22 protein-coding genes are annotated in these 23,210 nt (G+C 36.6%); 13 read left to right on the top strand and 9 right to left on the bottom strand.

Annotated features, from left to right (window positions below; all coding sequences use genetic code 11):
- Nucleotides 1-2 precede the first annotated feature (2 nt).
- From acsn021_RS10225 to acsn021_RS10255, 7 genes are all read left to right on the top strand, one after another.
- On the top strand, nucleotides 3-1,379 hold the full coding sequence (locus tag acsn021_RS10225; protein WP_330601784.1) for an aminotransferase class III-fold pyridoxal phosphate-dependent enzyme: 1,377 nt from the start codon (nucleotides 3-5) through the stop codon (nucleotides 1,377-1,379).
- 18 nt (nucleotides 1,380-1,397) lie between these two features.
- Nucleotides 1,398-2,501 (top strand): iron-containing alcohol dehydrogenase family protein, encoded by a 1,104-nt coding sequence (locus acsn021_RS10230; RefSeq protein ID WP_184093294.1) that lies wholly within the window; start codon nucleotides 1,398-1,400, stop codon nucleotides 2,499-2,501.
- 17 nt (nucleotides 2,502-2,518) lie between these two features.
- Nucleotides 2,519-2,920 (top strand): hypothetical protein, encoded by a 402-nt coding sequence (locus acsn021_RS10235; RefSeq protein ID WP_184093293.1) that lies wholly within the window; start codon nucleotides 2,519-2,521, stop codon nucleotides 2,918-2,920.
- Between the two features lie 50 nt (nucleotides 2,921-2,970).
- On the top strand, nucleotides 2,971-4,191 hold the full coding sequence (locus acsn021_RS10240) for a Zn-dependent hydrolase (RefSeq protein ID WP_184093292.1): 1,221 nt from the start codon (nucleotides 2,971-2,973) through the stop codon (nucleotides 4,189-4,191).
- A gap of 163 nt (nucleotides 4,192-4,354) precedes the next feature.
- Nucleotides 4,355-5,605 (top strand): GGDEF domain-containing protein, encoded by a 1,251-nt coding sequence (locus acsn021_RS10245; protein ID WP_184093291.1) that lies wholly within the window; start codon nucleotides 4,355-4,357, stop codon nucleotides 5,603-5,605.
- A gap of 558 nt (nucleotides 5,606-6,163) precedes the next feature.
- Nucleotides 6,164-8,158, top strand: a complete 1,995-nt coding sequence (locus acsn021_RS10250; protein ID WP_184093290.1) for a methyl-accepting chemotaxis protein — start codon at nucleotides 6,164-6,166, stop codon at nucleotides 8,156-8,158.
- Nucleotides 8,159-8,233: 75 nt separating this feature from the next.
- Complete coding sequence (locus acsn021_RS10255; RefSeq protein ID WP_184093289.1) at nucleotides 8,234-8,803, top strand: hypothetical protein; 570 nt, start codon at nucleotides 8,234-8,236, stop codon at nucleotides 8,801-8,803.
- 91 nt (nucleotides 8,804-8,894) lie between these two features.
- Here acsn021_RS10255 and acsn021_RS10260 read toward each other — a convergent pair whose 3' ends face one another.
- Nucleotides 8,895-10,745, bottom strand: a complete 1,851-nt coding sequence (locus acsn021_RS10260) for a right-handed parallel beta-helix repeat-containing protein (RefSeq protein WP_184093288.1) — start codon at nucleotides 10,743-10,745, stop codon at nucleotides 8,895-8,897.
- 463 nt (nucleotides 10,746-11,208) lie between these two features.
- Here acsn021_RS10260 and acsn021_RS10265 point away from each other — a divergent pair, with 463 nt between their 5' ends.
- A complete protein-coding gene (locus acsn021_RS10265) occupies nucleotides 11,209-11,637 on the top strand; it encodes a hypothetical protein (RefSeq protein WP_184093287.1) in 429 nt (142 codons plus the stop codon).
- Between the two features lie 108 nt (nucleotides 11,638-11,745).
- Here the strand turns inward: acsn021_RS10265 and acsn021_RS10270 are convergent, their stop codons facing one another.
- The 3 genes from acsn021_RS10270 to acsn021_RS10280 all read right to left on the bottom strand — a co-directional run bounded on the left by acsn021_RS10270 (nucleotide 11,746) and on the right by acsn021_RS10280 (nucleotide 14,777).
- Nucleotides 11,746-12,600 (bottom strand): helix-turn-helix domain-containing protein, encoded by an 855-nt coding sequence (locus acsn021_RS10270; protein ID WP_184093286.1) that lies wholly within the window; start codon nucleotides 12,598-12,600, stop codon nucleotides 11,746-11,748.
- A 374-nt stretch (nucleotides 12,601-12,974) separates the two neighbouring features.
- Nucleotides 12,975-14,125 (bottom strand): IS3 family transposase gene (locus acsn021_RS10275; protein WP_243168001.1). Its coding sequence is split into 2 segments (ribosomal slippage): nucleotides 12,975-13,867 and nucleotides 13,867-14,125, totalling 1,152 coding nucleotides; the frame shifts between segments, so codons are not numbered across the junction.
- Between the two features lie 292 nt (nucleotides 14,126-14,417).
- On the bottom strand, nucleotides 14,418-14,777 hold the full coding sequence (locus tag acsn021_RS10280) for a hypothetical protein (RefSeq protein ID WP_184089990.1): 360 nt from the start codon (nucleotides 14,775-14,777) through the stop codon (nucleotides 14,418-14,420).
- 269 nt (nucleotides 14,778-15,046) lie between these two features.
- Between acsn021_RS10280 and acsn021_RS10285 the strand changes: the two genes are divergently transcribed.
- Nucleotides 15,047-15,394, top strand: coding sequence for an arsenate reductase family protein (locus tag acsn021_RS10285; protein WP_184089987.1), 348 nt, complete (start codon nucleotides 15,047-15,049; stop codon nucleotides 15,392-15,394).
- A gap of 65 nt (nucleotides 15,395-15,459) precedes the next feature.
- On the opposite strand, the gene acsn021_RS10290 is transcribed toward acsn021_RS10285, so the two are convergent.
- The 4 genes from acsn021_RS10290 to acsn021_RS10305 form a co-directional block, all read right to left on the bottom strand.
- Nucleotides 15,460-16,182, bottom strand: a complete 723-nt coding sequence (locus acsn021_RS10290; protein WP_184089984.1) for an NAD-dependent protein deacylase — start codon at nucleotides 16,180-16,182, stop codon at nucleotides 15,460-15,462.
- Nucleotides 16,183-16,352: 170 nt separating this feature from the next.
- Complete coding sequence (locus acsn021_RS10295; RefSeq protein ID WP_184089981.1) at nucleotides 16,353-17,171, bottom strand: TraX family protein; 819 nt, start codon at nucleotides 17,169-17,171, stop codon at nucleotides 16,353-16,355.
- A complete protein-coding gene (locus tag acsn021_RS10300; protein WP_184089978.1) occupies nucleotides 17,161-18,771 on the bottom strand; it encodes a M56 family metallopeptidase in 1,611 nt (536 codons plus the stop codon). Before acsn021_RS10300 ends, acsn021_RS10295 begins: the two co-directional genes overlap by 11 nt.
- Nucleotides 18,772-19,131, bottom strand: a complete 360-nt coding sequence (locus acsn021_RS10305) for a BlaI/MecI/CopY family transcriptional regulator (RefSeq protein ID WP_184089975.1) — start codon at nucleotides 19,129-19,131, stop codon at nucleotides 18,772-18,774.
- 225 nt (nucleotides 19,132-19,356) lie between these two features.
- Between acsn021_RS10305 and moaC the strand changes: the two genes are divergently transcribed.
- From moaC to acsn021_RS10325, 4 genes are all read left to right on the top strand, one after another.
- A complete protein-coding gene (gene moaC, locus acsn021_RS10310; protein ID WP_184089973.1) occupies nucleotides 19,357-19,857 on the top strand; it encodes a cyclic pyranopterin monophosphate synthase MoaC in 501 nt (166 codons plus the stop codon).
- 116 nt (nucleotides 19,858-19,973) lie between these two features.
- Complete coding sequence (gene moaA, locus acsn021_RS10315) at nucleotides 19,974-20,957, top strand: GTP 3',8-cyclase MoaA (RefSeq protein WP_184089970.1); 984 nt, start codon at nucleotides 19,974-19,976, stop codon at nucleotides 20,955-20,957.
- Between the two features lie 33 nt (nucleotides 20,958-20,990).
- A complete protein-coding gene (locus acsn021_RS10320) occupies nucleotides 20,991-21,434 on the top strand; it encodes an MOSC domain-containing protein (protein WP_184089968.1) in 444 nt (147 codons plus the stop codon).
- Nucleotides 21,431-21,928 carry a MogA/MoaB family molybdenum cofactor biosynthesis protein gene (locus tag acsn021_RS10325; RefSeq protein WP_184089966.1) on the top strand — a complete coding sequence of 166 codons (498 nt, stop codon included), beginning with the start codon at nucleotides 21,431-21,433 and terminating at the stop codon, nucleotides 21,926-21,928. The genes acsn021_RS10320 and acsn021_RS10325 overlap by 4 nt, the downstream gene beginning before the upstream one ends.
- Before the next feature lie 144 nt (nucleotides 21,929-22,072).
- Here acsn021_RS10325 and larE read toward each other — a convergent pair whose 3' ends face one another.
- A complete protein-coding gene (gene larE / locus acsn021_RS10330; protein WP_184090095.1) occupies nucleotides 22,073-22,879 on the bottom strand; it encodes an ATP-dependent sacrificial sulfur transferase LarE in 807 nt (268 codons plus the stop codon).
- Nucleotides 22,880-23,210 lie beyond the last annotated feature (331 nt).

The following is a 23,210-nucleotide window of genomic DNA, read 5'->3' on the forward strand; positions in this document are numbered from 1 at the left end:
ATTTGTATGCAGATGCGGCATACAATAAAGAGCGAATAGGAATGGAGGATAAACTTATGACTTCTGAAGAAGTAAAAACCATGCAAACCAATTATGTTTTACAATCCTGGTCAAAACAAAAGGGGCTAAATCCCATAGCGATAAAAAGAGCAGAAGGAATCTACATGTGGGATTTTGATGATAAGAAATACAGCGATATGTCAGCACAGCTAGTCAACCTAAATGTAGGACACGGAAATCGTTATATTATAGATGCTATAAAGGAACAGGCTGAACAGTACTGCTATATTTCACCCAGCTATGGCAGTGAGCCAAGAGCAGAGCTTGCAAAAATGCTGATTGAACGTCTGCCGGATAATATGGGAAAGGTATTCTTTACAAACGGCGGAGCGGATGCCAATGAAAATGCAATAAAGATGGCAAGAATGTATACCGGAAGAGATAAGATATTCTCCAGATACCGTAGTTACCATGGTTCGACCTTTGGTGCAGGTAATCTGACAGGGGAACCGAGAAGATATCCTTTAGAGCCTGGAATACCGGGGTTTGTGAAGTTCTTTGATCCTTATATTTATCGTGAAAAGATTCCTTTTGAATCTGAGGAAGCAGCGGCAGAATATTATGTGGATAAACTAAGAGAGCAGATTTGTTATGAAGGTGCTGCCAATGTGGCGGCTATTGTATTAGAAACTGTAACCGGTTCTAATGGTATTATTATTCCACCCAAAGGGTATCTAAAAGGAATCAGAAATATCTGTGATGAATTCGGAATTATGCTTATTTGTGACGAAGTAATGGCAGGTTTTGGCAGAACTGGTAAGATGTTTGCTTTTGAAAACTGGGATATTAAGCCGGATATGGTTACCTTTGCAAAGGGAGTTACCTGCGGTTATGTACAGTTGGGCGGTGTGGCAGTCAGCAAAGAAATTGCAGCATATTTTGAAGACAATACGCTGCTTTGTGGTCTCACCTACAGCGGTCATCCCTTAGCTTGTGCGGCGGGTGTTGCCTGCCTAAAATTCTATGATGACACAAATATATTAGAAAAGGTCAATCAAGTGGGTAAAGTGCTTGGTGAGAAGCTGAATGAATTAAAAGAAAAACATGACTGTGTGGGAGATGTACGGTATATCGGTTTGTTCTCAGCAATTGAACTGGTTAAATCCAAATCTACAAAAGAACCACTGGTACCATACGGTAGTGACACGGCGGGAATTATGAAAGGTATAATCGGAAGGCTTGCAAAAAAAGGGTTTATGACCTATTCCCATGAAAATATGATTTTGATTGCACCGCCTCTTATAATAACAGCAGAACAGCTGGTTGAAGAGCTTATTAAAGTGGATGAAGTATTAACAGAAGTAGATGCAGAAATTTAAGGAGAGGAGCTTTTACATATGAATTTACAATTTTTTATGCCTACTCGGATTATTATGGGAGAGGATTGCATCTTAAAGAATGCGGACGCACTTTATAAGCTGGGAAAAAAGGCGTTGATTGTAACCGGAAGCAAATCTGCAAAGATAAACGGTTCTTTCTCTGATGTTACGAATACTTTAGATGTGAACGGTCAGGAATATGCGGTGTTTGATAAGGTTATGGCCAATCCGACCATTGATTGTGTTTACGAAGGAGCAGCCTATGCAAAGAAGGAAAACGCAGATTTTATTATAGCCATTGGAGGGGGATCCCCAATGGATGCAGCTAAGGCAATTGCTCTTTTAGCCTGCCAGGATATTCCTAGAGAGAATTTGTTTTCTGGGGAATACGAAGCAAAAGTACTGCCTATGGCATTTATCCCCACAACAGCAGGTACCGGTTCTGAGGTGACACAATACTCTATTTTGACCAATGATGCAGCTCGTACGAAAACCACCTTAGCAGCACCATTTTTGTTTCCGGATGTATCTTTTTTAGACAGTAAATACATGGAAGCGTTATCAAAAGTGACTACTATTAATACGGCAATTGACGCTTTGTCTCACTCTGTGGAAAGCTTTTTATCTGTAAGATCAAACACGTTAACAGAGGTACTGGCGTTAGAGAGCATCGGAATTATTGTAAAACAGTTAGAGAATTTAAAGAATTTTACATTAACTAGAGAGGACAGAAGTCAGCTATTGTATGCTTCAACTTTAGGTGGAATGGTAATTGCACATACAGGAACGACGGCAGTTCATTCTATGGGCTATTCCCTTACGTATTTTAAAGCGATTGACCATGGCCGAGCCAATGGTTTATTGTTAACCGAATTTATGAAGCTCGTAGAGAAATTAAGACCTGATAAAATTAAGACTTTGTTAGTTAAAATGGGTTATACATCTCTTTTGGAATTAGAGTCAATTATCTTTGAATTACTTGGTGATACAGAATCAATAACAGTAGAAGAACTGGAAAGCTATTCAGATATTGCAATAAAAGCAAAAAACATTCCAAATGGAATCGTAGCTCCTACCAGAGAGGAATTGTTAAATATATACCGGGCTGTTTTTAAAGTATAAGAGCAGGAGGTGACGCAATGACAAATGAACGATTTAATAAGAGTGAATTAGATATTATAACAATTATTCCGTCAAACCATTTTCGTACCGTTGAATCCTTTCATATGCATAAAGTTAAAGCAGAGACAAAAGTGGAAATAGAATTAAAAGACAAATTTAAGCAAGAACTTAACTTTAAGGTGCCTTGGGATGGGAAACTTTATGCTTATTATTTGAGGACAGAAGCCTTTTTGGAACTTTGCAGGGATAAAGGTGTGGATGCAGAAGAAATAATAACTATCTATTTAGAAGACTGGGATAGAAATTTTTCTGTTATATTTGAAACTAACGATGCAAAGAGAGAACTTTCCTTTTACGCAGCCAGGCAGGACATGAAATATTTGTTGGAGAATTGCTGCCGTATACCGGAACAGCGTTAGAAAAGTTTATGACAATAAAGAAATTTATTTAGAAGGGATATGGTGATAGTATGAGCAGTTGTAACCTGGAACGTTTAAAAGATAAAATAGAGACTTTTGCTAAGTTTGGAGATACCGGAAACGGGGGTATCACTCGCTTCTCCCTATCTAGAGAGGCATTGGCAGCAAGAGCTGAATTTGTGAAACGGTGTGAAAGATTGGGGATGATTATTACAACGGATGATATGGCCAATGTCTATGCCACAATTTCTGGGGAGGAGGGGCTTCCAGCTATTATATCCGGTTCTCATGCTGATTCTGTAAGACAGGGAGGTAATTACGATGGTATTCTAGGTGTGCTGACAGCCTTAGAGGCAGCAGAGACTATAGTTACGGAGAAGATTCCTCATCGTCACCCGATAACAGTGGTTATTTGGACGAATGAAGAAGGTGCACGTTTTGAACCAGCTATGATGTCCTCTGGTGTAATTACGGGCAAATTCGCTAAGGATAAAATGTTAACATCTAAGGATGCGGAAGGTGTAACCTTTAAGGAAGCCTTAGAAGTAAGCGGCTATATGGGTGAAGAGAAAAACAGGTTATCCGCTGATAAATATATGGCTTGTGTGGAATTGCACATTGAACAAGGTCCGGTATTGGAAGCAGAAGGAGTAGATATTGGTGTTGTAGAAGGTGTCTGTGGAATGATAAACTATGAATTTACCTTTACAGGACAGGCAGGTCATGCGGGTACTACTCCAATGAAATACCGTAAGGATGCCTTATATGCAGCAGTGAAAACGATTCAATATCTACATGATGAACTGGATAAATTAGATAGCAAGTTAGTTTACACAACCGGTAAGATAGCAGCTCATCCTAATATCCACACCATTATACCAGATGTAGTTAAGTTTACTCTGGATGCAAGGCATCAAGATCCGGAAGTAATTAAGCAGGTATTAGAAATAATCAAAGCTATACCGTCAGAAGTGGAAAAATGCCAGGTAAGTTATCAGGAAGCCTGGTCAAGAGCAACGGTATCTTTTTATCCGAAATATATAGATTATGTTGAAAGTAATGCCAAAAAGCTGGGTTATACTACAAAGAGACTGTACAGCGGTCCCGGGCATGATGCTCAGTTTATCACAGATGTAATACCTACAACCATGATATTTGTGCCAAGTGTAGGCGGACACAGTCATTGTGAAGAAGAATATACACCACTTGAAGCCTGCTTAAAAGGTGCAAATGTATTGTTAGATACAATACTAAGTATAGATAAAAGTTAGACTGGGTTTAAGAATGGTATAAAATAAAAGCTGATTTATAGAGTATATCTTTATATATCAGCTTTTTTGATTCCAAAAAGAAATTATTACTAACAACCTATTTATTTCGGCTTTTATATCCGTTATAATAACAGTATTACAATTATTACAGAGGACAAAACTATTGAAGCTGATAAAAAACATGGCGGGTTACAGCCTTCCTTCTCTTATTTGTGTACTTATTGCATATTACATTACCACAAGACCGGAACTCTTAAGTGATAAGCTTATGGTTTTAGAGCCTGTCTCTTTTATTATATTACTATTGGGAGCTATTCTTGCCTGGCGTTTTAATAAAAGCTGTCTCTTTTTTGTGTTGCTTATTTTAGCAGCCAGTCTTTTTGGACTTTTCAAATTTGATGGAGCGTTAGGCAGGAAGAATGATATATATAATAGTTTATGTGTATTGATTCCCATTAATTTGCTTTTACATGTCTTTTTAAAAGAGAGAGGTATTTTAAGTATTTGGGGTATGTTAAGACTAGGACTTGTCGGAGTTCCATTTTATTATCTTTATATAAGCATAACAGAAAAAGATTGGTTAATGCTTAATTACTTCAAGAAAAAATATATTGTACTGCCTGCGTTTACAAAAACACCCTTGCCCCAGCTTGGTATGTTCCTGTTTATCATTGCTATGTTCCTGCTATGTCTTCGTTTATTTTATCAAAAAAGTCTTCGGGAAATTCATTACTTGGCGGTGTTGACAGTTGCTTATATGGCTTTACATATGAAGAATGAGATTGCTTATCTTATATTTTTTGCAGCAGCGGGTGTGATTTGCATTATAGCCATTTTACAGGCTACTTATTTTATGGCTTTTTATGATGAATTGACTGGGTTGCCATCTAGAAGAGCCTTGAAGCAGGACATGATGAAACTTGGTATGAAATACACAATAGCCATGTTGGACATAGATTTTTTTAAAAAGTTTAATGATACTTATGGACATGATACAGGGGATGAGGTCTTGAAACTTGTGGCCTCCGTATTGCAAAATGTAAGTGGGGGTGGTAAGGCTTACCGGTACGGAGGGGAAGAATTTACTCTATTATTTCCCAGTAAAAGTAAAGAGACAGCATTTACTCACTTGGATGAGCTTCGGGAAAAGATATCAAAAAAGGGATATACCTATAATGGGAAAAAAACATCAAAAAGGAAAAAGAAGGTATCAGCAGGGAAAAGAACATCAAACAGGAGTAAGAAGTCCAAAAGAAGAAAGCAGAACAATGTATCAAAGACTCTTTATGTTACGGTAAGCATTGGTGCAGCTCAAAGAGATGAAAAATTCAAAAATACAGAAGCAGTAATAAAAGCCGCAGATGAAGCATTATATCGTGCTAAGAAAAAGGGAAGGAATTGTGTTTGTACCTAAACTAAGATTGTAAGGATGCTATCATGCTATATTCTTAATCGTTTAACCTAAGCCTTAAACCTTTGCGTGTATAAGTAGAACCTGTTCTGTCGATATTATCTTCAAATTTTCTATAAATACAGCAAAATAACGGATAAAACCAACGATAATTTCTTCATAATGATTATGCTACTCATTTTATTGCTATCCTTTTTAATAGTTTCCTCTAAAAAACTTCTTTAATAACCTATAAGGTATAGTGAAAATTCATATTAATTTTTTGTATAATTTTTCTAATAAGCGTTTGCTTAAAGGTCTTTATTTACAAAATTGTGTAAAAGTGTTATATTTTGTTCAAAGCCATATACGACAAAATATGATATATTTCAACTGAATTCTCAGTTGAATTTTATTTTGCTACGAAACTTAGTGGGTAGGAACTGTCTTGTTGTTAAACTAAGTTACTTCTTTCATGTATATATGGCTAATATTAGATTAGGAAAGGTAAGCCAAAGAAAGATAATCCTGTATGGGAAATGTTGTTAAGTAAGTATTTTTTTAGTAGGCGATGGGTGTAAAATGAAGAGTATTAAAACAAAGTTATTAGTGTTGGTATTAAGTTTAGTTGCATGTGTTATTCTAGGCATCAGTGCAATAGCAGTTATTACTGCCTCCAATTCTCTGCTTGATACGGCTGAAGTAACCATGGAATCGATGGTTACGCAAGGTGTACATGTAGTGTCCAGCAGACTTGAATGGCAAAAGAGTGTTTTAGAAACGATTGCTACAAATGATTACTGGTTGGATGATACACTCTCTTTAGAACAGAAGTTTATCAAATCCCAGAAATACATATCTAATAATAAATATATAAAACTGGGGTATTCCGATTTAAGAGGAAACATACAATTTAGTAATGGGACTTCCGGTGAAATTTCTGATAGAGACTATTTTATAAAAGCAGCAGAAGGAGAAACCTATGGCTCCACACCTTTTATGAGTAGAACGGAAGGTATAATGGTAGTGGTATATTCTACTCCTGTAAAGCGCAACGGTACAATAGTTGGGGTACTTACCGCAACGAAAGATAGTGCTGAGATCAGTAATATTGTAAATGATATTACTTTTGGGGAAACCGGAAAAGCGTTTATGTTAGAGGGGACAGGCATAAAAATTGCGCACTATGACAATGAATTAATACAAAATCAGGACAATGATTTAGTAAATGTGGAAGAAGACCCCAGTTTAAAGGAACTAGTTAAATTGGAAGAACGCATGATTAGCGGTGAAGTAGGAAGCGGCTCCTATACATATAAAGGGCAAGAGAAATTTTTGGTTTTCAGTCCGGTGGACGGCACAAATTGGTCCTTAGCAGTAGCTGTTGAAAAGTCAGAATTGTTATCAGAATTAAACGAGTTAATTCTTAGAATTGTGGTTACATCATCGATATTTTTAATTATTGCATTTGTATTAGTCGTTTTTATAACAAATAGTATCATTAGAAGAATCAAGCTGGCAATCCGTTATATAGAACCTGTCGCTTCTGGGGATTTTTCTGTCCCAATTAGTGAAAAGCATCTCATGATTAAAGATGAAATCGGTCAGATGATAAAAGCGATACATACTATGCAACAATCTGTAAAAAGTATGTTAAAACTTGTAACGAGTAATTCAGCAGAAATCGATGCGGATGCCCAGAGTTTATCTGCTGTATCAGAAGAATTAAGTGCCGCCTCAAATGTAATGTCTAATTCCATACAGGAAGTGGCTAGAGGAACCGTTTCACAGAGTGAGTCACTTGCAACGGTTACGGAAAGTCTTAGTGTTTTCGCTGGTAATATCAATCAGATAGCTAAAGATGTAGAAAGTATTGATACAAATGCAAAGGAAATCAGACAATTGTCAAATAACAGCAACGAAAAAATTCATTCTTTGGCTGATTCAGTGGTGGCTACCAATTCCAGTTTTCAAAGGTTTGAGAAAGGGATGGAAAGTCTTGGAGCTAATCTGGATAAAATCAATGAGATTACTAACTTAATCAATTCAATTTCGGAGCAGACGAATCTTTTGTCATTAAATGCTGCAATTGAAGCAGCTAGAGCAGGGGAGTCCGGGAAAGGGTTTGCAGTTGTAGCAGATGAGATTAGGAAACTCGCAGAACAATCCAGAGAATCTTCTGTTAATATATCTGCTTTAATTGCCGATATTCAAGGCGAAAATACTACCATGATTACAGCGACAGACATGATAAGCAAAGAGATTACCCAACAGACTGATATTATTCATGAAACCTTGGACTCTTTTCAGATTATTGTAAAAGCGGTAGAAGAAGTGCTTCCTAAAATAGATACTGTGAATAATGCTACTTATAAAATAAATCAGGAGAAGGATGAAATACTTAGCAGGGTAGAAGATTTATCCGCTATATCGCAGGAAACATCCGCTGCCTCCGAAGAAATAACAGCTTCTACTGAAGAAATTGCCAGTTCCTCAGAGGATGTTGCGAATTCAGCAGCTAATTTAGGGCTAAGAACGAAAGAGATGCTTATGGAAGTTGAAAAATTTAAATTATAAGTACCTATAAAAAGTATTAAGTAATTTGTTTTTGCTCCGATATATTAGTTATAATAGAGGTGAGGAGATAACAATATGAGAACATTTCTAGTTGGGAATAAGGTGGAGCAAAAGACGAATCAAACAAAACAAAATGGTTCCGGAATTAATAAAGCAATAAAGTACAGCCTAGATAAGCTAAAAGAAGCGATGAATCCAATATCTTTTAATTCAGAAGAAGAGAAACGTGCTTATGAAGATAAAATTATACAGAAAGTTAATTCAGGTGAGAAACTTACTTCTCAGGAGCTAAGTTACTTAAGGCAAAATAATCCGGAAATGTATCAGAAAGTCGTGAGACTTGAACTAAAGCGAAAGGCTGTGGAGCAACGGTTAAAGAACTGCAAGTCAAAAAAGGAAGCAGAAGAGGTTATATCTAATGAAATAAGTAATGTGAGTGACAAAGATCCAGATAGAGCATTAATTATTAAAGTAATTGAAAATACCGTAAAAGAATTTAAAAAATCTCCGGAGTACCAAAGTCTTCCAATTCGAGAGGAAGATGAAGAGAATAAAAGGAAAAGCAGAGGGACAGGATTATATAATCAAGCTAGCAAAAACTTTTTCTTGGATTCTGATACTGAGAACTTTGATTTTAAAATTTAATTCAATATTAAAATCAATAAAAAAGAGTTTCTGCAAGATAGATAAAAATCTATTTTGCGGAAACTCTTTCGTTTGTTATATGTACGTGAGGTTATAAACTGTAATAATTTCCGTATAATAAAACCTTCTTAGAACCGGAAACTGCAATACCCATTTTGCTATTCTCTATGAATCCGGCATTGGTAATGGTATTATAGTAAATCTTAGTTTCGTTGCTGCCACTATCTAAATATATGGCCTGCTTAACTGTATCTATAATAGTATTGCTGCCAATATAAGATTTTGGCGCGTTACTGACATATATGCCGTAACGGTTGGCAGTCTGAATCGTATTTTCTTTTAGTATGAAATTGTTTAAGTTACCGATTTCACCATTAATATGAATGGCATCTTCACTGTTAAGTTCTGATGTACCAGTAATTGTATTGTAGGTTAAAATCGCAGAACTGGTATTATTAATGAATATACCTCTTTTTCTGTAAGCCGTAATGGTATTGTTTGTAATCAGTGCCTCATCACTGTTATCATAAAGTGCAATCGCATTTACACCGGCTGATTGTATCGAATTATTGGATATGGTACCTGATTTACTGTCACTATATAGAAATATACCACTTTTACCAGGAGAAGTAATCATATTATCCTCTATAGTAACATCCTTAGAAGTTGATAAACCAATTCCGCCAGCTTCTGTTCCGTAGGCTCCAGTTCTTGTTAAGTTGTTATTTAGTACTTCAGAATAATCACTTCCGCCTATTATATAAATTCCACTATTTGTTGTCTGACGAATGGTATTCTCAGATATGGTGCAACCCGGGGAACCTTGGAGAAACATACCATATCGGTCAGCGTGGTTTATAGTATTATTGGTTATGGTGACACCAGTAAGCGGGCGGCTTTTAATACCTATGGTACGAATAGCATCCCCCCATAGAGGTGCTCCCTTCGAATCAATTTGCTTCATTTGGTAAAATTGGTTATTTTTTATAACAATATTGTAAGTCGCTGGCAAAGGTTCCTTTTTTGTTGTTTTTAAGGCGGGCAGATAATGCTGCGCTTGATTTGTAATAAAAGTATAAGCCAAAACACCGATTCCGACATTGGATATTTTGTTATTACTCACTTCTAAATTCACATAGTTATATGCCTTAATTGCTGCTTCATCAATATCATGCAGGTTATTGCCAGTAATTTTTATGTTTTTGTGAAAGACCCCTTTTATAGAGGTGTGAGAGCCAATCGCCCTTGGATAATTATAAATTTCACTGTTTTTTATAGTAATACCATCACATGCCAAGTCATCATATTTCAGCACATCAGACTGCATAGAAGGTACAACAACATTATTATGCACAATATCAATTTGAATCGCCTCTTTAAAATTACTCCCTTTATAGCCGAACAAAGTACAATTGTCAACGGTACCGTTACGTACACCTGCAAAGGTTACCAGATGACTGTTTTCCGGAACGTTGCAAATTACTGCGTTTTTGATTGTGACGTTGGTTGCGTGGATAAATCGAAGGCTCTCGGTACCTTTTCCTTTAGTTGCGATTCTGGAGGAATCCCATACACCACCATCGATGGTAATGTTTTTTGTTGTATTGTATCCACCTTTATCTTTAGACAGATCATTGGCTATCATAGCCCCTTTTTGATGATTTTTCATAAGCTTTGCATCTTTATCGGCTATAATAGTTGTGTTGCTGTAAATTCTTAATTCCTTATTGAGAGTATATTCACCGGCAGGTATGTATACAGTCAAATCATAGCCTCCGTATTTGTTATAGTCTAAAAGTTCCTGAAGCTGCGTTGAGGTAGTGTCGGGGACAGCATACACACTTTTATCATTTAAAGCTTCCGCATTAACCGGAAGTTGAAAATTTATCGCAATAAATACTAATAATATAAAAATTGTGAATTTAAAAATTTTATTCCTCATAAACACCTATTACCTAACACATCTGTTTCAACATGTTATTGCCGTACATAGATCTGTCAACTACGGCATTCCTTTCTATGTATAAATAGTTTTATTATCAATTGGGAAATGATAAGTCCAGAGGTTCGAAGCAGGCAATCTCACCAAATAAAGGTGACTTGTCAATAATCGCAACCTGTTTTGAATGGTTTCGGCACATAAAATAACAGTTTCACAATTGACTATACAAATAGCATATCCTAATGTTCTTGTATTTTATAATGAAATATGGCTAAATGCAACAGTTATCGAGTTTTTTCTTAAAACTTACTCTAGTTTACCTTAATTTTCATTGGTTGTAAACCGATGTATGTAAATTATAAATAGGTATATCCTACCATAACCATAAAATATACTTTTGAAAATGGAATACTATGTAATTATTTTGGAAAATCTGCAAACACTATAGTCAGGAGGTTTTCATATGGATAAAAATGTTGAATTTTTAGAGTATATTTATCAGAATACACAGATGGGTTTAGACACAATTAGTCAGCTTCTTGATATTGCGGAAGATGAGTCTTTTAAGCAATTATTAGAAGATCAGTACAAGGAATACAAAGTAATATTTGACGCAGCCGAAGAGAAATTAAAACAGCATAATACGGAAGGGAAAGATATTAGCCCATATAAAAAGGTGTCGGCATATATAATGATTAATGTTAAAACTTTAACAGATAAGACAGCCGCACACATTGCGGAGATGTTGATTCAGGGGAGTATAATGGGTGTTATTGATATTATCAAGAATCTTAAAAAATATACAGATGTAAAGGAAGATATAAGCCTTTTAGGCAGACAGCTGCTTAAAACAGAAGAGAGCAATGTTGAGCAGTGTAAAAGATTCCTATAATTTTTGTTACAAGTGGTGCTACACCAGACTATAAGATAGGGTAGTGCAAAAGATGCCGGCTTAAATCGCTTCATTAGTATTCAGAAGATTATTTAAGCTGGCATAGTTTTATTTATCATAAAGAAGTCTTTTTGAAAAGGCATTGCGATACTCAGTAGGAGTCAGACCCACTATTTTTTTGAAGGCTTTCATAAAGTTATGACTGTCAGAAAAGCAAAGCAGGGAAGATATTTGGTTGATGGTATCGTTAGTATCAGTGAGCATATACTTTGCTAATCCCATTTTTTCTTGTAAAATATATTGTTTTAGAGGTAATCCTTCAATATTGCAAAAGAGATGGGAGAGATATTTTTCGTTATAACCAAAATAAATAGCTATTTCAGATACTTTTATACTTTTATATAAGGTTGCTTTTACATAATCTTTAATGTCATTGTAGATTTGGCGTTTTGTATCGGTAAGTATGGCACCGGCTTGCGGAGTACATTGATTGTGAGCCTCTGATAAAATAGTAGTGGTTGTATAATTGCAAAAAGTAATATCATAGCCTGAGCGTATGGAGTCCTGTAGTTGCTTCATCAGAATAACTACTTTTTCAGGTGCAGTTAATGTGCTTTGAGCAGGAATATATAATGTGTCAAATCTAGGCTCAGTTCTACTGATATACGGAATCTGTTTGATTTCATGGTTGCAGGAAAAGTGCAGCCAATAGAAACTACAATCAGAGGTATGGTAACCGTACCGGATATTCCCTGGGGTAGGTACTAAGAGTAAGTGCTCACCCTTAGTTACTTTATATTGGCCATTGTCATCTGCTATATATAAGCAGCCTTCCGTCATAACTATCAGCTCATAATCCTTTAATGGGAAGATTTCATGTTTCCACGCAGGGGATGGAGCTTTAAATTTGCCGGTACGTTCATATTGTAAGGGTGTATGGACAGAAAATTCATATACAGGCATGAAACTTATATCCTTTCCGTTGTTATTTTAATCCCATCTGTGTGCTTCTAGGCTACCTGCACTTGCACGCTTACATAGCAGGAGGTAGAAAAAACGCTTTTTGCTTTTTCAACCGATACGCCAATGCATTAAATATTATGAATATAACTAAATGACACCTTATCTATCTTTTTAACAGTTGTTATGTAAGTAGACAAAACTGGTTCTCGATACTATTTTACCTATATTATATAGTATTATTACCTGTTAGTAAATATAAACAGATAAGGAGATAACAAAATATTGGCTTATTAAGGTGTAAAAATGTAATATGGAATGAACTATAGTCAAGTAAGTAGACACGATTATTAGAAAAAACTTTCTGGAAACAGTTACTAAGCTTGATTCCAGAAGAGTTCCTCCTTTTCATTGGGTGTTAGCATTCCAAGAGAACTGTGTGGTCTTCTGGAGTTATAGAAACCTTCAATATACTCAAATACAGATAGCTGCAGCTCCTGTAAAGAGTAATAGGTTTTTCGGTTGGTTTCTTCTTTTTTCAAATATTTGAAGAAACATTCACAGCAGGCATTGTCGAAGGGATAACCTTTCTTAGAAAATGACTGCACTACATTAAGAGAATCCAATAACTGTCTGAATGAAAATGCAGTATATTGAGATCCCCGATCAGAGTGGAACATGAGGCCTGTAGGGTATTTCCTTTTATCATAAGCTTTTTTGAATGCAGTCATTACCAAAGTGACATCAGGTCTTGCTGAAATGTTCCAGGAAATGATTTTGCGAGAAAATAGATCCATTACAATACAGAGATAATACCATTTCCCAGAAACTTTGATATAAGTGAAATCACTTGCCCAGACAATGTCAGGGGATTTCTGGTTGAACTCCTGATGGAGATGATTGGTGCAATTGCCAGTATCTTTATGCCGATAGTTACGATATGGCTTCACCGTTGACATTCGTGGTAATTGAAGTGTTTTCATCAGGCGGTACACTCGTCCAACACTGATGTGAATGCCATGATCACGCTGGAGGACATAAGTAATCTTATATGCACCAAGACGCTTGTTATAATCGGCGTAGATATGGAGAATCCGTTTGGCTATCTCCTGATTTTCCTTGGTGCGTTCAGCAGGTACTGAGTGAAAATGCTTATAATAGGTACTTCTGTTTACACCTAATACATTGCAAAGAATCTTTATGTCATGCTGAAAACGAAGCTTATGAACAGCATCTAATCGTTGCTGGAGTGTGGCGTGAAGATGGCAATCGCTTTTTTTAGTATGAGGAGTTCCTCCTCAAGCTGAGCATTGCGTTTTTGAAGATCCTTCACTTGTTTGGCGGTCAAGACCTCGCCATCATCCGTTTTGACGGTTGAGTATTGCTTGATCCAACGGGTAAGAGCGGTTAGGGAAACACCGTATTCTTTACAGAGAGCAGCCTGTGTTTTACCGCCAGATTGATAAAGGTTAACGAGAGTACGTTTGAAGTCCTCGTCATACCGTGTTCCAGTTTTACTTGTGGACATGAGTAGATACCTCCTTTTTTTGTCTACTTAATTGTAATATATGGTTACTTATCGTGTCCACTTTTATAATATAGATCCAGAAGGATTATAAGAAGGTGATGAAATTGATGAGACAAATAGACTTATATAAATAGGATTTATATAAATATAAAATAAGTAATTATTAATAGTTGTGATGATTATATAAAATGCATATAACGGAAAGAAAAGCTCGGGAGCATTTCTTTAAAATACTGTTATAAAAAAGTACACAGCTTTTATTAGAAAAGTTCTGAGCTTTTCTGATATCCATTTAGGTCTTTGCTTTTGCATTCTCGACTTGCTTAAAGGTAACTTCGTATGTCCCCATAGAGGATGTTGCTACTATCACAGCATTTAGTGCTAATAAAAGAAACCGTTCAAGATTAATGTGCCCTGTAAAGACCTCTACCAACACTAAAAGTAGAAGAGCGATGAGATAAACCACATATCTGGTATGTATTTTCCACACTTTATCCAGAGGAAATTTAAGAAATTGAACGATAAGTGTGGTGGCAGCAATTGCTCCGGCCATGGAACCTAAAAAGTCCCAGGTCATAAACTCGCTAAGAGGTGAGTAGGAGTTAAGAAAGACGCCCCTGAAAAACCATAAGTTGTACATGGAAGTCCACATAGATTCTCCTTTCAAAAGGTTAGTACCTAGGTTATTAGTTAGTATTGATTATAAACTAATTACCAAATAATTACAATAACTATCCGTTTAGATAACCACTTACAAGTATGTATTTCTAAAATAAAACATTGTTTTTATTATTGCTATTTGTTAAGATATTATCTAAAATATAGAGTGTGAACTTACGCTTTCTTTCACACATTGATAAGTAGCCTTTAAGAAGGTTAGATACGTAGAAGGTTTTTAAAGATAGGATTGGAGGAAATAGAATGTTATTTTTGTGGTATCCAAAATGCAGTACCTGCCAACGAGCTAAAAAATGGATGGATGATAAAGGAATTATTTGCGAACTGCGTGATATAAAAACAAACCCGCCAAGGTATGAAGAACTAAAGGAATGGTATGAGATAAGCCAACTGCCTTTGAAACGATTTTTCAATACCAGCGGACTAATTTATAAAGAACTTGGCTTAAAAGATAAGCTTAACAGTATGACAGAGGAGGAGCAGTTAAAGTTATTAGCAACCGACGGTATGCTGGTAAAACGCCCCATTCTTATTACTGAAAAGGGCGTTGTTCCAAGCTTTAAAGAAAAGCAGTGGGAAGCACTGCTTTAAGGCTTATAGCTGTTATAAATCAATCATCTGCTTCAGGTCAGTTTCTTTGATTTATAACAGTTATTTTATGAAAGGGCAGCAAATACTTGTCCCAAATCAGCTTTTATAGCCAGATTAGCCTGTGAATCATATGGTGTTTCGCTCCTGTTAATCAGTACCAGACGATTTCCTTGATAATATCTGATAAAACCAGCTGCCGGATAAACAGATAAGGAGGTTCCGCCAATTATCAGTAAATCTGCCTGCTTAATTGCATCAATTGCTTTATTAATGATGTTTTCCTGCAAAGATTCTTCGTACAAAACAACATCAGGCTTAATGACACCATAACATTCACATCTGGGTATACCTTCTGTATTTAGTATTTTATCAATTCCATACTCTTTAAAGCAATTCACGCAATAGTTGCGATGTACACTACCATGAAGTTCCAATACTTTATTACTGCCTGCTTTTTGATGAAGCCCATCAATATTTTGGGTTATGATGCAGCTTAATGTACCCTTTTGCTCTAATTCTGCCAGTTTAGTATGAGTTATATTAGGCTGGGCGTTAAGATAGATCATTTTTTCTCGGTAGAACCGATAGAAATATGCAGTGTTCTTTTTAAAAAAAGTACGGCTTAATATAGTTTCCGGAGGGAATTCATACTTTTGATGGTAAAGACCATCTACACTTCGAAAATCAGGAATCCCGCTTTCAGTAGATACGCCGGCTCCGCCAAAAAAGACCATGCTGTTGCTTGTATCTGTCCATAATTTCAATTGTTCTACAAGTGTAAGGCTCATTTTGTAAGCTCCTTTCGCTGTTGACAGGAGTTAGATTTACATAATATCCGCTATCCGTCCTGCTTAGGAATTGACTTTTGATAATATTTAGACATAATCACCAAAAGAGTTATTTGAATTTTAGCACACATTTCAATGTTTGACCATACACTAAGTTCCAGTAGATGGGTTTATGTGAATGGACTTCTAAGATATCCTATGATTGCTAAAATAAATAGGTGAAGTGGATAGAATATATAAGTAAAATTCTGAAATAGCTTATGTATGTTTCCTTTTTTATGAGTATAAGAACAAGTCACCAGAAGTCCGAGATAGGGGCCGAATACATTCAGGAAGCAGACTCGAAGCATTTCTGGGTTTGCCAAGGTATAGAAAATGAGTCTATAGCGTGAAAGTATGACAATAGGGATAAATAGCAGAATTTTTTTACGCAGGCTGCTATTTCTGAGTATATAGAGCATAAAAATAATTAATATATACCCTTCACTGCCTTCAAACCGGAGTAACCGTGCAAGGATACCAGACAATATAATCAAACTAATGCCAAGCATTGTATACCCTTTTTGCTGACACTTGGTAAAACTCCAAAGAGATAGCAACCCCAAACCCAGTGTAAACAGAATATTCATGGAAACATCTGTCCAACTTCCTTGTATTCCATACATGCGATTTTCTGCTAATTCAAATAGTATATATGGAATCTGTGCCAGAAAGGCTGTTGCGAAGATACGCAGGAGGTATTTTTTTATGTTTTTGGTATGCAAAAAGCCCTGTACGATACAAAACATAAAAATAGGTGCTGCTAGTCTTCCGAAATATATCAGCATATGAGGAAGCCAGGTTATTAACCAAGTGCCCATAGTATACAGACCGATTGATGTACACCAGTTACCAAGAGGATAAATAATATCTGACAAAGGAAAAATCCGTATAAAATGATCAAAAAACATGGAGCTTAGTGCAAGCAGTTTAAGTTGTTTACTGTCCATAGGATAAATCTCCCGTTTGGTTTGTCTCAAGTACAGAATATTGTTCAACCGCTGTATTTTCATACGCTGTACTTGTTGTTTCATAGGTATTTATCTTATATTGGTAGTGATTGCGCTCGATTTCTTTTGAACGTTGGTCGAATTCACTATCGCCCTTTCTCAAGACGGTCACAGAAGAAATCTGCCCCAGGCGGTTGCGGTTTACGTAGACATCTACTTCACCCTCCTCCTTAGTCTGTACAGAACCGAGCATTCCATCCTTATATGTTCGTATGGTTTCCCCCTGATAGACATAAAAACCGTCAGGCCCTTTTGTAATTCCTTGGGTTACATATTCCCGCTCAACCTCTTCATCGCTTAGACAAAGAGTGACAACGACTTTAAAGGCGCCTTTTTCAACTCCGAATTCCTTTGCCAGGTCCGTCAGTACTTGTGTTCTTATGATTTCAGGATCATTGGTGGCATCCGCGTCCAGTACATTAAAAATTACATCGTCAGCACGATTACCTGCCTTTTCACCCAAAGCAATATCTCTTGCAAGTCCGGCTTTTACACCCCATCTGGAAGAAGTACTGCCACAGAAGCTGCTTAGATAGGCAGAAAAGGGAGCTTGTCCCCCGGTGGCAAAGGCAATCGTACTGCTCAACAAGAAAAGTATGGAACATAAAAGTGTGAAAGTTGTTAGTTTTTTATAAGTTAGAATATTTTTAATACGCCGTTCCACCTCTGTTTTGGAAAAAGAACTGTAAAGCAGCGAGGAACGATTTCCCATTATTGCCATGGTGAGCAGGCTTCCGGCATAACTCTGTCGCTGTGTCGAATCCATCTGGCGTAACACCGCGGCATCACAGGCCGCTTCTAGGTCAGAGGAGAGATATTTAGACATAAGCCAGACCAACGGATTGTACCAGTGCAGACATACTGCAATCAGCATAACGGTTTTTAACCAATTGTCTTTGCGTTTTATGTGCATTATTTCGTGATAAAGAATATGATGCAAGAGCTGAATTTGTTGAAAATCCATACCTGTTGGTAAGTAGATGCGGGGGTTAAAAAGACCGCAGACCAAAGGAGAAGAAATTTCATCATTCGAAAATACAAGGATGTGCTCCATATTCATTTCAGAAAGAATTGTTTGAATTGATCGGTTATGTTCAATCAATAGACTGTTGTTTAATTTTTTGGTATAACGTTGTTTTTGACATAGTAGGATACCAGCTGTTGCCACGGTTCCCAAACCATTAACTAGTAACAGAATTAACCGCCAATTTGACGGAACCATATCATGGCTTTCAGCAAAGCTATATGTTACAGATTCTTCTGTAGTTGTATCCGTAGTATCTGTAGTGGTACTTTCTACAAGATAAACAGTAGGGGCTTCTAAAAGATTCAAATGCCAGTCCGGTACAGGCGTACTAATAGGACTAGATAAGGAAAACGGAACTAATAGTCTAAAAAGCACCAAACTCCAAAGCACCGGAAAAACAAATTTAGGTAAATGGTTCTTAAAAAGAGTGCGCAGCAAAAATACCGTTAAAATCATTATACTTCCGTGTAGTACCATTAGGAATAAGGGCATGTTTAATCCGAAATGCAGCATTTATTTCGCCTCCTTAATTAGTTTAGCAAGCCTGTTGGCTTCATCCTCAGAAATTCCCTGATTCTTTAAAAATGCAGAAAAGAACAGCTCGCTGGAACCACCAAACATTTTCTCAATTAATTGTTCTGTTTCACTTTGTTGTACTTCGTCCCGGGTTACCAGTGGTTTGCACAAAAAGCCGGGTTCTTCTCGCTCAATTGCACCTTTATCAATACATTTTTTAATTACTGTATAGGTAGTGTTTTTGTTCCAGCCAATACGTTCTGTCAATACGTCTACAATATCCCGGGCGGGTGTATTACCCTGTTCCCATAAAACCTCCATTATCTTGAGTTCAGAATCAAAAAGCTTAATATTCATGTGAAGTCTCCTTTTTTGACTATTGCAGTAGTCTGATGATAATTTAAGACTATCACAATAGTCCAACCATGTCAACCGTAATTTTATAATGTAAATAGAAAATGTTACTATTGCTAGTTCAGTTTTTTTCTTTTAATCTGAAATTATATTAATAATCCATAGGAATAAGGGTTGTGAGGTTGACATAATTCTGCTATAATAAGCAAAAACATAAGGAGATGGCTTATGGAAAATTCTTTGAATCATTTCGATACAGAAGGTAATGCGGTCATGGTTGATGTATCAGATAAGGCGGACACAGTAAGGACAGCCGTAGCGAAAGGTAAGATTATAGTAAATGAACAGGTTATGAAGGCAATGGTTGAGAAGAGAATAAAAAAGGGTGATGTTTTAGGAGTTGCCAGAGTCGCAGGGATTATGGCGGTTAAAAGAACCTGGGAGCTGGTACCTATGTGTCATCCTCTTATGATACAAACATGTAATATTGATTTTGAGATTGAGGAAAAGAATCTTTCTATAACAGCAATTTGTACCGTCAAAACGCAAGGGAAAACTGGCGTTGAAATGGAAGCTTTAACAGGCGTACAGATTACCCTTTTAACGATATATGATATGTGTAAGGCATTAGATAAATCCATGGTAATGTCAGAAATCCATTTGGCAAAAAAAACAGGTGGTAAAAGCGGAACCTTTCACTTTGAGAATAAAATAAATGAATCTTTATAGAGGAGCGCTAATTCTACTTGGGCAGTATCGTAAGTATACTTGCGATGAGTGGGTGTTAGATTTAAAAATCGAGAAATATTACGAATCATAATAAATAATAGAAATCGAGGCGGTTTATGATAGACCAATTTAAAAGAAATATTGACTATATTCGTATATCTGTGACAGACCGCTGTAATTTACGATGTATTTACTGTATACCAGAGGGGGGCGTGCGTCTTGTTCCTCATGAAAGTATATTGACTTATGAAGAATGGATTAGACTCTGTCAATATCTTGCAAAACTTGGTATAAAGAAGGTTAAAATTACGGGGGGAGAACCTCTGGTAAGAAAAAATCTGCCGTTTTTAATAGGGGAACTAACAAAGATAAAAGGCATTGAACAGGTTACCCTAACTACAAATGGTGTATTATTAAAAGAACAAATGAAGGATATTGCCAAGGCGGGGCTCAATGCAGTTAATGTTAGTCTGGACACACTAAGTAAAGGTGAGTTTGCAGCTTTGACCAGATTTGACGTACTGCATCAAGTATTAGACGGAGTTGAAGAAGCATTAAAGTATCCTTCTATAAGGGTTAAGTTAAATTGTGTTCCCTTAAAATCCTATAACGATAAAGCTGGAATACTTAATATGGCTTCTTTCGCAAGAGAACATAATCTACATGTCAGGTTTATTGAAATAATGCCGTTAGGATATGGAAGGGAAGTCATAGGATATGCGGAAGAAGAAATAAAAGAGTTTATTGGCAGTGAATTTGGTGAACTGATTCCCTTCAAAGAGGAAATTGGAAATGGTCCTTCCCATTATTATAGTTTAAAAGGTTTTCAAGGGAAAATAGGTTTTATTTCTGCGGTCAGCCATCAGTTTTGTGATAACTGTAACCGGATACGTTTAACCTCGGAAGGCTTCTTAAAAAACTGCTTGCAGTATGCATCAGGAGTAAATTTAAGAGAATTGTTAAGAAATGGTACCAGTGATAGTGAGATTATGGAAGCTATTAAATCCTCTATTTATGGTAAACCAAAGCGGCATACCTTTGACCAGACATTAAAACATATTGAACAAGACAAACGAATAATGTCTCAGATTGGTGGTTAGTACACGAGCTCGGCATAGAAGGAGAGAGACAGGATGGGCAGAATTATTGCTGTTTGCATCAGCGAAAAAAGAGGGACAGAAAAGAAGAATATACAAAAAGCTAGGTTTATTGAGAACTTTGGTATTGAAAAGGATGCACACGGAGGAAACTGGCACAGACAGGTCAGCCTTCTTGGTAAAGAAAAGATTGATGCCTTTAATCAGCTTGGAGCTAAGGTTGGTGACGGTGCTTTTGGTGAAAATCTCATTGTAGAGGGCTTTGATTTCAAAGAATTGCCGGTAGGTACCATACTTCAATGCAATGATGTTATTTTAGAAATGACTCAAATAGGCAAAGAGTGTCATGCTCATTGTGCAATTTACAATAGAGTCGGAGACTGTATTATGCCAAGAGAGGGCGTGTTTGCCAAAGTATTGCAGGGCGGTGAAATAGCAGTCGGAGATGAAATGATATTATTGTCTGGAGGCAGAGAATGATTCGAGTTGGAATAATTACAGCCAGTGATAAAGGTGCTGTTGGAGAACGTAAAGATACTAGCGGCGAAGTAATCAGGGAACTGGTTGAAAAGCAGGGCTGGAAGGTAGTAGAATATGCAGTTGTACCGGATGAGCGGAATAAAATAGAAGCCATAATGATTGATTGGTGTGATACTTATAAAGTTGACTTACTTTTAACTACCGGAGGAACAGGATTTTCAAAAAGAGATGTTACACCGGAGGCTACGTTACATATAGGAGAGCGGCTGGTTCCAGGAATTGCTGAGGCTATGCGCTATTTTAGTTTACAGATTACAAAGAGAGCAATGTTAAGTCGTGGAGTCTCGGTGATACGCAAGAACACTCTGCTTATAAACCTGCCGGGAAGTCCGAAAGGAGCAAAAGAAAACTTAGAAGTTATTATTGACGCTCTGGAGCACGGAGTTAATATATTAAAGGGTGAGGCTTCAGAGTGTGGTTACGAAGTAAATTAATTAATGAAGTTATAACTAAATGTATCGCCATAATAGATAAAAACTTTCTGACTTTCCCATACTACTTTATTTAATACAGCGAAGGGTAGGGACAGAAAGTTTTTATCCAGATAGTCTACTATTTATGTAGCCGGTTCTATTACTCTATGCCAATGTTTCATTCATACTTCCCATACGGTAACCCTTTAAATCAAGAGCCGTATAAGGGAAACCAAAGGTTTTGAAACGTTCTTGAATTTCTTTCATAAGTTCCAAGTCAAAGAATTTTGTGATTTCTTCCTGACCAACTTCAATTCTAGCTATTTCTCCATGATGTCTTACTCTTATCTGACGAAAGCCTTTATCCAATAAAAGCTGTTCTGCCTTATCCACCATTTCAAGTTTTTCTTTTGTTATTTCCTGTCCATAAGGAAATCTAGAGGAGAGACAGGCGAAAGCTGGCTTATTCCAGGTCGGTAAGTCTAATTCTTTGGAGAGAGAGCGTATTTCATTTTTAGTAAGGCCTGCTTGCCGCAGCGGGCTTACAACTCCGTGCTCTTTAATTGCCTGTAATCCGGGACGGTAGTCGCTTAAATCATCCTGGTTAGAGCCTTCTGCAACATAGGAAATGCCCTTTTCTTTGGCTATATCAAGAATCTTATCAAATAATTCATTCTTACACAAATAGCAACGGTTAACCGGATTCTTGGAGAAGCCATCCACCTCTAACTCTTCAGAAACGATTATTTCATGAGGAATTCCATGCTTTTGGGTAAAAGCGACTGCTTCTTTATATTCTCTTTCCGGATAGGTTGAGGAACGTGCTGTAACAGCTAATACTTTATCACCCAATGCATCATAGGCTGCTTTTAATAAAAAAGTAGAATCCACGCCTCCGGAAAAGGCTATGGCAACACTTTCTAATTGTTTAAGATTGGATTGCAACAAAGCGTATTTTTCCTGTAAGTCCATATTTATACCAGTTTTGTGATACGAAGTTGTATCACCGCCACATGCAGGCTGGAAGAAGCTAATTGTGGCATTCCTTCCTTTATCAGTTTTTCTTCCAACCGGATACTTAGGATAGGAGAGAACAATGAGTCTCTGCCAAATAATTTTCCTAGTAAGTCTATATGTAATCTTATTATAAAGAACGGATTCTGTCAATATTCCTTCTGTAATCCTGTCTACACCCTTAAGTGGAAAAGATTTGAATTCTATGTTTAATTTGACTCATTTAATAGTACAAATAAGAGTATTACAAAATAATGAAAGCAAACCAGATTAGGTGGAGCTAAAAATA

The sequence above is a fragment of the Anaerocolumna cellulosilytica genome (genome assembly GCF_014218335.1).
Classification (GTDB): domain Bacteria; phylum Bacillota; class Clostridia; order Lachnospirales; family Lachnospiraceae; genus Anaerocolumna; species Anaerocolumna cellulosilytica.